Genomic DNA, 12,022 nt, shown 5'->3' with positions numbered 1-12,022 from the left:
TCATACAAATTATTAACATTTTCCTGATTTTAGCGGGTTTTAGCGATGGCATGCATATTGCTGTAAATATCGCATGAAACAGACAACATTAAAGAAAAGCATCACAATCGACGGCATCGGGCTTCACACAGGGCAGAAAATATCCATGACCCTGCATCCCGCTTTTGCCGACAGCGGAATCTGTTTCAGACGCAGCGACGCAGCCAGTGAATATACCCGTGTGTCGCCCTATACAGTCACTTCAACCATGCTCGCCACAACCATCAAATGCGGCGAACACTCCATCAGCACCATAGAACACATAATGTCCGCCCTCTACGGAATGGGTGTCGACAACGCAATGATAGAGGTTTCAGGACCCGAAGTTCCCATTCTGGATGGCTCCGCAAAACCCTATATCCCCCTTATAAAGAACGCAGGGATAACAAGACTGGGCAAACCCAGAAAATATATGAAGTTCAACAAGAAGATAAGGCTTGAGAAGGACGGAAAGTGGATAGAGATAATCCCTTCCCGCTTTTTCAAGGTCACATTCGACATTGACTTCGAAAGCGAATCCATCGGCCAGCAGAGAGCTTTTTATCAGATAGATGAAAACACCTTTGCAGACGAGATAGCCTCCGCACGCACCTTCGGGTTCAAGCGTGAGGTGGAATCACTCTGGCAGATGGGTCTGGCAAAGGGCGGCAGTCTTGAAAATGCCGTGGTGATAGACGGCGACGACATACTGAACCCCGAAGGACTCAGATATAAAGACGAGTTCGTAAGGCACAAGGTGCTCGATCTCATCGGCGACATATCGCTGACAGGCTACAGGATTTTCGGGCACATCAGAGCCTATAAATCCGGCCACCAGATAAACAACCTTTTCGCAAGACTTATGACCGAGTCGAAAGACTCATATTCAATAGTTGAAATGTCCGGAGAGAAAGTTCCGGGCGTAACTCAGTTTGAATTGAAACCACAGGGGCTGGTCTGATTACACCGGAAGCTTTTAAGGCTTCCGGTGTAACCGACCGCATATCTTTTAAAATCCGATAATTTCCTTATCAAGCCCGCAGTGATCCATAAACTCCTGAGCACGCTTATCACAAAGATAGACAGAATCCGGCGCACTCATTTCATATGAGCCGTCTTTAGTGAAAAAGTCGTTTTCGGACAGATCCATAGGCTCTTTATCGTCATATTTCCTTTTCAGTTCGTTGTGCAGTGCAAGAACAAAGGCAAGCGCCTTATTGCGCATTTCTACCGTTTCTCCTTCCGCCATGAAGGTGAGTTTGGGCGAAGTGTTGGACATTCCGTACATCAGGAATCCTTCTGTAAAATCCACCCTTATCTGACCGTCAAACTCCGTAACGTCGAATCCGTGTCTGCCGGAAAAGAGGTTGCGCAGTGCGGCCACAGCTTCGGCTGTGATATGCTCTTTTTGTTCGTTAGATGCCGCAACGGTGCGTATCTCCTTTGTTGCGAAACGGGAGGGCACGGTTTTGAAGTAGTCAGCCAGCTTATCTATGCCAAGTTCATCCATTACCTGCTCAAGGATAAAGATGTTTTCCACAGCGTCGTCTCTGGGGATGCCGTCGGCAGTGTCGGTTGAGAAGAAGTGAAGGCTGGCCTCTATTTGCAGGTCTCTGTAGCCTGTCGCCTGAACAAATTCATCAATGGAGCCGTATCCGGCCAGAGAAGCGATCAGCTTCATATTCTCAGTTATGGTCTCTTTCCAGAGCGAGTGACCTTTGGGGTGGAAAACCGTTGTTCCGCCAAGGGATTCGATATATTTTTTCACCGCTCCGGTATATCTGGGGTCTATGTAGAAGGTCTTTGCTATCTTTTCTACGGCTTTCAGGTTCGTTTCGTTCACTCCTTTTTCTTTGAGAGCCTTGCGAAGTGCCGGAAGAGCCAGTTTCAGCTTGTGGTCGGCAAGGATGAAAGCGAGGTTGTCGCCCAGATAGTGACCTGAACCCGAAACGGAAAGAGCGTCCGAGCCTTCTGTCAGCGAGCCTCTGTCGGCATCAAGATCGAAGGAGTGAACACGTTTTCCCGCATCCAGAGCTTTCTGAAGCCCCGGAACTTTCGCCAGCATCTCTTTGCGGGTGGGGTCAGCCAGAAGATGTCCGCTGTTAACGTCTATATCATCGCCGAGAATCAGCGTATCTTTGCCGAGAATATCCAGAAACAGCTCTTTGTACTGAAGTCCTGTTCCGCCGAAAAGGTTTACCGCTGTCTTTGAGTTGTCTCTTTTTGAAAAGTATTCGCCGTATACGGCTTTCATCTTACTGAAATATACGTCTCTGCCCTCTTTGATCTTGTCGGTGACTTTGCCGTGTTTTTCTGCGGGCAGGTTTCTTACAGGATAGCCCTCTTTAAGGAATATGTTCATCTGTTCAAGCAGATAGGTGTGGACACCCTGAGTGGATATGCCGAATTTTGCTCCGTTGGTGGTGACTTCAACGTGGGAGCGGGTTATCTGAACGTGGGCTTTTGCGCCCAGCTGGTTCTGGTTCTGATAAACCTGACCGGAGGAGGACGTTCCGATATCGTAAACGTTTACCCCCTGACTGTTCAGGCCTTTTGCCATAGCTTCCGCAAGGGGTTTGGAGGTGGGGCCGTTGTCGTAACCTATCACCACAGTATCGCCGACCTTGAGGCTCATGCGCATTCCGGATTTCAGAACGAACTCCTGACAGCCCAGAATCCTGCCGATGGTCTCCATTGCTTCGGGGGTGAGCACTGCCTTTTCTGTGAAAAAGTTCCCCGGTTCTCCCACATACGCACGGATGTCGTATGATGTGGGTTTAAGGAGTTTATCGGCGTTTTTTACCACCGCTTCGGGGGCATCGAGCTTTTTGAAAGAATCTGACATGATATACCTCTTGCACAAATGACATTTGCTTTTTAGAATTATGGCATAACAGGCGAATCGGTCAAGTCCTGTTGAATAACCACAAGAAGTTTATATGTTCAAATTTTTTAACAGACTCATAATCCTGCTGTTCATAGCCGGTCTGGCGAGCATAGGGATTCTTATTGCGGGACGTGAGACTGACGAAAGCCTTACTGATAAATATTCGACTGAGGCATCAGGCAACTCAAAACTTATCGGCCGGTTCATCGAGCATATAATCCACGAGCGTGGCGACAATCTGAAAGAGGTTGCTGCCGCACCGACACCCGACGAAATGGCCAGACAGCTCCAGCAGTATGCATCTTTCATCGATAAACACTACAATCTGGGCGACTGTTTCAGCACCGGAATCACCGACAGCGGATTTGAGATAATAAAAAGCATAACTTACGGTGCCGATGACTGCTCTGTGCCGACACCCAGATCAGAGGAGGCCGCAGCCCGGATAAGGCAGGGAAAGGTCTATCTGGGATACATGGATGCGGGCAAGAGCAGCAACATGATCCTGATATATCCTGTTATGCGCAACGGTGTTTTCAGCGGTGCGGTATACGATATTTTTACCGTGATGGACGACAGCGGGGTAAAAGGCTACTGGAGCACAGTTTACAGAGGCGGAAAGAGCGAACTGCTGATCGACAGTGTTTCCCGCTATGGTGCGGAAACCGAGAGGGGGCAGCTTCTCAGGCTTAAAAAAAATATAGAAACCCGAACCACGGCCAAGTTCGGCAACAGGCAGGCGGGTTTTTATGAATTTACAGTGCACGGCACAAAATTCGTTCTGATATATCTTACGGAGCCTTACAAAAGACAGTTTGTTTTCAGTTTCTTCCCTTGGGCGGGTGAGTTTGCCGTTGTAATAGTTTTTCTTCCGCTGGGGCTGCTCATTCTGCTTATAATCATAGAGATGTTCAAGGTGAACAGGAGGCTGGCCGACGAGATCAAAGAGCGTACCCTGCACCTGAACAGTCTGAGCAAAAAATATGAGAGCCTTTTTCAGACCATTCCGGAGTATGTCGTTGTCCACGACAAGGACGGCAACATCATTGAACAGAACAATAAATGCCGGGAACTGGGGATCTCAGCCGCCTGCGGATGCAAAATTTTTGACTTTATCAGGGAGAAGGAGAAGTTCAGAGCCAGACTGGAATCCATGGGCGAGGAGGAGCTTGAGAGCTTCGGCGAGTTCGGCCTGATAAGGGGCGACGGCGAGGTTATCAGCATTTCCGCCAGCTCAATCCTGATGGAGACCGAAGGACGGCACGTTGTGCTCTCCCTGTTCACTGATATCACCGACTATAAGAGCATGCAGAACAGCTTTTATCTGGCTCAGAGACGTGAGGCTGTCGGCACTCTTGCCTCGGGCATGGCTCATGACTTCAGCAACATCCTTCAGAATATTGCCCTCCAGTTCAGCCTTGCTGAGCGGGCGGACGACGATGACAAGCGTGAACTGCATCTGGTTAACATAAACGGGATAGTCGAAGGCGCCAAAATGTACATTCAGAAGGTGCTCCAGAGTGCGAAAGAGACCGAGGAGACACCTATCCCGAGATTCGGAAGGGAGCTTACTGCCACCGCAATCGATATTTCGGGAAATCTTATGCCGCCGGATGTTAAAATAGAGTATAATGACAGTTCAGACGGAATGATGATAAACATCATTGAGAGCAGATATATACAGATGATGGTGAATCTGTGTCAGAATGCCTCGGAAGCCATGGAGAAAAAAGGTATTATCACCGTTTCCACCGGAAAAAGAGAAACATTCTACGGGTCGTTCTTCGAGCTTAAGGTGAAAGACACCGGCAGAGGGATGGACAAGACAGAACAGAGGAGCATATTTAAGCCTTTCTACACCACAAAGGAGCGGAAAGGGGCGGGGCTGGGGCTTGCCACCGTTAAGCAGGTGGTGATGGACAACGGCGGGTTTATCGAAGTGAACAGTGCCCCGGGCGAGGGCTGTGAGTTCACAATATTATTACCGGAGTCAAAATGATTTCTAGAGAACAGCAGACAGAACAGATAGCACTTGAACAGGGGATATCAGCCGAGGATTCCCTTGTTCTGGCATATATAGCCAGACACTCCGAGTTCATAGGGATGTGGATGATAAACAACCCGCACGAACTTAAGGATGCAGTCAGAAGATTCAGAACCCTGCGCAGTAAAAAATCCATTCTGGAGGACATCTTCGCAGTGAACGTGCTTGGCATGAACGATGATGAGTTCATGGCTCACCTGCGCAATGTGAAGATGAAGGAATATATAAATATCGCCGCATCGGATATGTGCTTCGGTGCGCCCTGTCTGGAGGTGACGGCTAACGTTTCCGCATTTGCTTCGGCAGGTTGTGAGGCGGCTTACTTTTATGCGTCGAACATGCTGAAAGCCGCACACGGAACCCCCAGAGACGAAGAGGGGCGAGAGGTGGGCTTCTGTGTCATAGGCCTTGGCAAACTGGGCGGCTGGGAGCTGAATTTCAGCTCCGATATTGATGTTATCTACGTTTACGGCTCAGACCTCGGCAAGACCGACGGGGCAGATTCGCTTGATAACCATACATTTTTCAACAGGATGGCGGAATATATCACCCGTATAATAGGCGAACGCACAAAAGACGGCATAGTCTTCAGGGTGGATCTGCGCCTGAGACCGGACGGCGACAGGGGCGCACTGGCGATGCCAGTCAGAAGCTACGAGACCTACTACGAGACCTACGGCCAGAGCTGGGAGCGGATGATGCTTCTGAAAGCTCTTCCCGTTGCGGGAAGCAAAGGGGTCGGCGAAGCGTTCATCAGAACCGTTAAGCCTTTCGTTTTCCGCCGAAGTCTGGACTATAACCTAATGAAGGACCTTGAGGACATAAAGAAGAAGATAAACAAGCGGGTTGAGCTTAAAGGCGCAAATGTGAAGCATGTCAAGCTCGGCTGCGGAGGCATACGGGAGATCGAGTTCGTTGTTCAGACATTGCAGATAATCAATTACCCGTCAAACAATAATGTTTTCAATTCAAATACACTGAGAAGCCTTAAGATACTGGCTGACGCAAATCTCCTCACTCCGGAAACCTCCGAAATGCTCACCGAATCCTACTGCTTTCTCAGAAAGCTGGAACACATGGCGCAGATAGAGAACGAGCGCCAGACCCACACTGTGCCGGAAAAGACCGAAACCTATCCTCTGTATCTTGAAAGATGCGGTTTTGCCACTGCTGACGAGTTCGAAACAAGGTATGCAGAGGTTACAAAGAGGGTCAACGGCGAGTTTGCCAAACTTTTCAAAGATGCGGAATCCGACGAAGGCGTTATGCTGGTGTTCGATGAGGACATAGCTCCGGATGAAGCGGCCGTTATCCTTAAACAGCTTAAGATAAACGAACCTCAGGAATGTATAAAGATAATAAGGCGGGTAATGGCAGGCCAGAAGAACCGCCCCAGAACATCCGGCGACAGGCAGATACTCAAGTCGCTCTTCATAATGATCCTGAACGGTCTGGGCGGCAAAGCGGGCAGTGTCGAGGTGCTTGCGAACTTCGAAAGAATGTTCACCAGCAACACCACAATATACATGCTGCACGATATCTTCTCAGTTGCGCCCGTCATAATCCAGAAACTTATCAATATTTTTTCATACAGCAGGTATCTCACCGACCAGATAATGAGCAACCGTGACCTGCTCGACTACATATACGACCCCAAACCCATGGACTTTACAGCGGAAAAGATCAAGGAAGACCTGTTCCAGTACACGGAAAAATACCGTGACAAAGAGGACCTGATACCGGAGGCGGCACGCATCAGGCACAAAATGTTCGTGTTCAATGCGGGCTATGCATACCTTAATAAGCAGACTAACATTATCGAAACAATGCGTGCGCTTACAGAGCTTGCTAGAGGAACGCTGGATTTTGCTTTCAGCCACGTTTATGAAAAACTGGTTGAGCGCTACGGAGTACCCAGAACAGAGGACGGCAGAGAGTGCGGCTATCTGCTTGTGGGGCTTGGCAAGGTGGGAAGCATAGAGATGAGCTTCGGTTCGGACATCGACCTTATTTTCCTCTATGAAGGCTACGGAGCCACAGACGGCGAAAAATCCATTACCAATCAGGAATTTTATTCAAAGATGGTGCAGAGGGGCATAACCTTCCTCAGCGCATACAGCCACAACGGATACCTGTACAAGACAGACATGCGTCTGCGCCCCAGCGGTTCCAGCGGAACACTGGTCACAACCCTTGCGGGCTTCGAAGAGTATCAGCGCAAAGGGGCTATGCTCTGGGAGAAACAGGCACTCATGCGTTCAAGCGTCATAAACTACAACTCGCCTCTGACGGCTGAGTTTGAGCGGATAAAGGCTCAGGCGCTGTATATATGCCTGATAGGCGATGAGGGCGTGAAAGAGATTTATGAAATGCGTATGCGAATTGAGAACGAGAAGGGTCTGCCGTATGAAAAGAACGACATAAAAGCCGGCTACGGCGGTCTGCTGGATATCGAGTTTGCGGCGCAGATGTTTCAGCTGATGCACGGCTGTAAATTCGGCGAACTGCACACACCGAACACTCACGACGCCATCCACTCGGCAAAGGATCTCGGCGTTATTTCGTCGAGAGATTTCAACAGCTTCCACAAAGGCTACCTGTTTTTCAGACATCTGGAAAATCTGGTGCGAATATATGACAACACCGACACGTCACGTCTGCCGAAAGAGGACAAACTGCTGGACAGACTGGCGGAGTTCTTCGGGTACAAATCAGGAGGAGCCGCTCTTCTGGATGAATACAACAATATCCGCCGTTCGGTTCGTGCGGCGTTTAAAAGGGTTTTCGGGAAGGAATGATGGAGATAGTCCAGATAATAGACTACGACAGCATGGGGTCGGACTGGCTGAACATAGCGGTGGGTACGGCTCCCTTTGCGGACATTATCTGGCTCAGGATAAAGAATCGCCCTGTTGAGCTTGTGTATGCAGAGGCTAAGAGGCTGAAAGATGCACTGCCGGAGCACAGGCTGATCCTTTCTGAGCGGGAGGAAATAGCCGCCATTCTTGGATATTACGGGGTTCAGCTCGGCGTGAACACATGGAAAGAGGGGATAGACACCTCTCTGGCTACAGGATATTCCGCCCATTCAGTTGATGAGATAATCGATAATAAGGCGACATATTATATGCTGAGTCCGATATTTCATACTCAGAAAGATTACGAGGTCAGGCCGCTTGGAGTTCAGGATGTGTCCGGTCTGGGAAAAGACATATACGCACTGGGCGGCATCGGCACGTTAAATGTGAGCCAGCTTAAAGGAAAAGGCTACAAGGGAGTTGCTGGGATATCCTTTTACAGGGAGATAAAAACACTCAGGGATATCGTCAGAGAACTTTAGCAACGTCCGCCGGAATGCCGTAATACACCAGTCCGTTGCCCGAATCCGTAAGTATCGGGGGAATGGCATCGTTTATACAGCCCTCAAGCATGGGAATGTTCTTCCAGCTCATAATAACCTTCGGCGAAACTCTGTCTGATATTTCCGCATAGGCGGTGTAACAGCCCGTCTCCGTGGAGATTTTCAGCACGTCGCCATCGGCTACGCTCAGTTCTGCCGCATCGGCAGGATTAATGTATGCTTTTTTCAGCCCTTCGGCAATTTGCGGCAGTGTCTGGGAGTTCAGATATGCGTGGTGTGACATGCTCATAAGGCTGAACCTGCCGTGTTCCTCAGGAAACAGAGGCCTTACAAATTCATCTCTGAACTGTCTGCCCTCAGGAATGGCACTCTCCGGTTCGGCCATATTCACCGGGATGTTCAACAGCGTACTTAGCCTGCTTACTATATCGGTATCGGACAGCTCATTGGTCAGTCTGTCACGGCTGTGGGCGTGTTCGAAAAAGTAGCTTGCCATTAAGTCCTGCTGGGCGAAGATGCCGCCTGTTCGGATGAACAGGTCGCAGTTTTCGGATGTTCTGTTGGACTGAACGTCAACAACTATGGTTGGCGTCCGCTCTATGCCTTTCATCCAGTTTTTAGCATCGGCAAAGGTCATTGCGGGGTTGGCGGCAACGTTAACGAACAGGTCGAACTCGCTTTCGGCCAGACGCTGTGCTACCTCGTTTATGGGCACAGAATTATTGAATTTAACGCCCAAGCCTTTCCAGTAGCGTTTTGATGCATGCCCGTAAAAAAGATTTCTTTCGTTGCCGGACTTGACCGCCAGACGGTTTATCAGCCTGACGATGTTCATGCCGTTGGGGTTCCTCTGGATGCCGAATCCCTGAATAAAAGCTGTTCTGCCTGAGCTTATACTGCTCTTCAGATATTCGAAATCTTCAGCAGAAATTCCGGCTCGGCTGAGATATCTCTCCGTGTCGTGTCCGTCCTCAAGCCCCAAAGAGGTCATGAGCGCCGCCGCAAGCAGGCCGTCGCAGGCCGGGCGTATTGGGATATATCTGTCGGCGATATCTGCCGTTTTCGTGCGTATGGGGTCTATGTATATTATTTTAAGGCCGTGCTTTTTCAGCTCTTTAAGATAGGCGAAAAGGTGCTGACTGACCACAGCGGCATTCTTTCCGAACAGGATTGCCGTATCGCAGTCCGCAATATTCTCCACAGGCGGGTTAAGAGGTGTGCCGAAGTCCGCCTCGTGTGCGTCCTCGCCCGTAACATCGCACACATTGCCTTTTATTTTGTATGCGTGCTCAAAACCGCTCATCAGCCTGTCCCAGTAGCCCATGTTGTAGCCTAGACTTCCGGAGCCTTTCAGATAGAGTATCTTTTTGTGACGGTACTGCTCCAGCATTTCCGCCATTGCGCCCACAGCGGCTTCGTCATTATCGAAATAGTGATTATTGCCGTCTATGCGTCTGTATGATCTGACAGAGGTTCCTATCTCACGCTCGGCAAATACTTTGAATTTTGAGCAGACGAATCCGGTCTTCTGCCAGCTTTCGGCAACTCCCTTGAACACGGGTTTTCCGTTTACGATTTCCGCCTCAATGGCGCAGGTGTCGGGGCAGTCTTTACTGCAAAAAAATCTCATAGGAAATTATCGCTTGATTTGCAGTAAAATCAATGATTATTTGGTATAGACAAAATAACGGAGGGGATTAAATGCCTTCATTTGACATTGTGAACGAAATCGATATGCAGGAACTGGACAACGCTGTAAACCTTGTTAAGCGTGAGGTTGACAGCAGATTCGATTTTAAGGGCACCGACACTGAGATCGACCTGAACAAAAAGGACAAGGTTATCAAAGTGACTACGGGGGACGACATGAAAGGTCAGGCCATCCGTGAAATGATGATAAAGCACGGCTCAAAAAGGGGAATCGATGCCAGAGTGTTCAGCTTCGGCGAGCCGGAGAACACATCCAAAGGCCACAGAAAATTTGAGATAAAGATCGAAGAGGGACTGGGCAAGGACAACGCAAAAAAGATCGTAAAGCTCATAAAAGATGCCAAGCTGAAAGTGAACGCATCCATCATGGACGAGCGTGTCCGTGTTGAAGGAAAGAAGATAGACGACCTTCAGACTGTTATTCAGCTTATGAAGACCTCGGAAATGGACGTTCCGCTTCAGTTCGTAAATATGAAAAGCTAAAGCATAACGGGCGGCCTGAGCCGCCCTTTTTTCTATTTGTTCAGCATCTTTGTGAAACTGGTCTTAAGTTGTTTCAGTATCTCAATTCTCGCTCCCCGCTTGTCGTTGGCGGGCACTATCGTCCATGGCGCATGCTTTGTGCTGGTCTTGAAGAACATTTCGTTGTAAGCGTCCAGATATTCCCCGTTCTTCTCTCTGTTGCGCCAGTCCTCATCGGTTATCTTATGCTGTTTCCAGGGTATCTCCTGACGTTCCTTGAAGCGTGCAAGCTGTTCCTCATCGGTTATATGCAGGAAGAATTTCACCAGATGAACGCCTTTGTCGGAGAGATGCTTTTCAAAACTGTTTATCTCTGAATACCCTCTGAACCAGTCGGCGGGGGGAGTTATCTTCTCCAGACGTTCAACCAGCACCCTGCCGTACCATGAACGGTCGAATATGGCTATTCTGCCCGCACGCGGAACCTGCCGCCAGAAACGCCAGAGGTAGTGGCGTGAGAGTTCTTCGGAAGAGGGTGCGGCGATGGATGTCACTTTTGAAAGGCGCATATCGAAAGCCCGCAAAAGTCTTCGTATTGCCCCGCCTTTGCCTGCTGCGTCCCATCCTTCAAAAACTATCATGGTGCTCAGACCCTTGCGGAAAGCCTCCCATGCCAGCGGCTTAAGATCTTCAACCAGTCCGTCAAGCTCATTGCGGTAGACCTTCGGATCGGTTTCAGAGTTTTGTTTCAGGCTGCCCAGAACGTTGGGAAACGCAAGCCCTGTAAGGTTTTCCGTGCGGCTTTTCGGCATCTGTCCTTTCAGCGCACGGTTCATATGGTTCAGGATGACCTGAAGAAACCTTATCTCACGGGTTCGTCTGTCCGTGCAGTCGATTACCTCCCATGGGGCAAACTCATTGTGGGTGGCCTTGTATGCGGCTTCGGCACATTCGACTATCCTGTCGTATTTGCTGAAATACCAGAGGGCACGTTTGCTTATCTCTTCGGATTTATCGGATTTTTTAACCAGTTTTTCGTGGCGTTTCTTCTGTTCCTTTTTGCTGATGTGCGCCCATACCTTGACTATTACCGTTCCGTCCAGCGAAAGCATCTTTTCCAGATCGGCGGCCTCTTCAAGCCCTTTTGTGAAAGCATCAGGACTGTCGCCGTCCTCCAGAGCCCTGCGGATGGTCTTGTCGTACCATCCGTTGAAATATATGCTCAGTTTGCCGCCCTGGGGCATAGCGTTCCAGAATCGGTAATAATAGGGGCGTTCCTTCTCCTCGTCGGTCTCCTGCCAGAAGGTCGATGTCTCAAGGAGTCTGGTATCCATTATGTCGGCCATGAAATTCACCAGATCCCCCTTCCCTGCACCGTCCAGACCAGTCAGGATAAGGATCATGGGGCGTTTATATTTTTTGAACTCGTATTGAGCGTTTATAAGTTCGGTTCGCAGTCGGTTCAGCTCGTCAGTGTAGTCGCTTTTTGATATCTTTTCGGCCTTTTCGAAACTTTCCAGCATGAGGGCCTCCGGTGGTT

General features: G+C 49.4%; 8 protein-coding genes. 5 read left to right on the top strand and 3 right to left on the bottom strand.

From position 1 onward, the window contains the following. Positions 1 to 73: 73 nt before the first annotated feature. Entirely contained in the window at positions 74 to 979 is a 906-nt protein-coding gene (lpxC, locus tag C8D98_RS00720) for a UDP-3-O-acyl-N-acetylglucosamine deacetylase (RefSeq protein ID WP_132871107.1), read from the top strand. 48 nt (positions 980 to 1,027) lie between these two features. Here lpxC and C8D98_RS00715 read toward each other — a convergent pair whose 3' ends face one another. Further along, entirely contained in the window at positions 1,028 to 2,863 is a 1,836-nt protein-coding gene (locus C8D98_RS00715) for a phosphohexomutase domain-containing protein (protein ID WP_132871105.1), read from the bottom strand. Positions 2,864 to 2,957: 94 nt separating this feature from the next. Between C8D98_RS00715 and C8D98_RS00710 the strand changes: the two genes are divergently transcribed. From C8D98_RS00710 to C8D98_RS00700, 3 genes are read left to right on the top strand one after another with little or no spacing between them, the layout of a single operon-like run. After that, a complete protein-coding gene (locus C8D98_RS00710) occupies positions 2,958 to 4,904 on the top strand; it encodes a two-component system sensor histidine kinase NtrB (protein ID WP_132871103.1) in 1,947 nt (648 codons plus the stop codon). After that, on the top strand, positions 4,901 to 7,747 hold the full coding sequence (gene glnE / locus C8D98_RS00705; protein ID WP_132871101.1) for a bifunctional [glutamate--ammonia ligase]-adenylyl-L-tyrosine phosphorylase/[glutamate--ammonia-ligase] adenylyltransferase: 2,847 nt from the start codon (positions 4,901 to 4,903) through the stop codon (positions 7,745 to 7,747). The genes C8D98_RS00710 and glnE overlap by 4 nt, the downstream gene beginning before the upstream one ends. Further along, the gene (locus tag C8D98_RS00700; protein ID WP_132871099.1) at positions 7,744 to 8,289 is read left to right on the top strand and encodes a thiamine phosphate synthase; all 546 of its coding nucleotides are present in this window, start codon (positions 7,744 to 7,746) and stop codon (positions 8,287 to 8,289) included. Before glnE ends, C8D98_RS00700 begins: the two co-directional genes overlap by 4 nt. On the opposite strand, the gene C8D98_RS00695 is transcribed toward C8D98_RS00700, so the two are convergent. Next, complete coding sequence (locus tag C8D98_RS00695) at positions 8,276 to 9,940, bottom strand: molybdopterin-dependent oxidoreductase (protein ID WP_132871097.1); 1,665 nt, start codon at positions 9,938 to 9,940, stop codon at positions 8,276 to 8,278. The two genes, C8D98_RS00700 and C8D98_RS00695, sit on opposite strands and share 14 nt — an antisense overlap. Positions 9,941 to 10,011: 71 nt before the next feature. Between C8D98_RS00695 and C8D98_RS00690 the strand changes: the two genes are divergently transcribed. Beyond that, positions 10,012 to 10,503, top strand: a complete 492-nt coding sequence (locus C8D98_RS00690; RefSeq protein WP_132871095.1) for a YajQ family cyclic di-GMP-binding protein — start codon at positions 10,012 to 10,014, stop codon at positions 10,501 to 10,503. Positions 10,504 to 10,535: 32 nt separating this feature from the next. Here the strand turns inward: C8D98_RS00690 and C8D98_RS00685 are convergent, their stop codons facing one another. Beyond that, on the bottom strand, positions 10,536 to 12,005 hold the full coding sequence (locus C8D98_RS00685) for a polyphosphate:AMP phosphotransferase (RefSeq protein WP_132871093.1): 1,470 nt from the start codon (positions 12,003 to 12,005) through the stop codon (positions 10,536 to 10,538). Between the last annotated feature and the right edge of the window lie 17 nt (positions 12,006 to 12,022).

Origin of the sequence: Seleniivibrio woodruffii, assembly GCF_004339245.1 — a bacterium.
Classification (GTDB): domain Bacteria; phylum Chrysiogenota; class Deferribacteres; order Deferribacterales; family Geovibrionaceae; genus Seleniivibrio; species Seleniivibrio woodruffii.
This window is presented reverse-complemented; position numbering and strand designations above follow the sequence as displayed.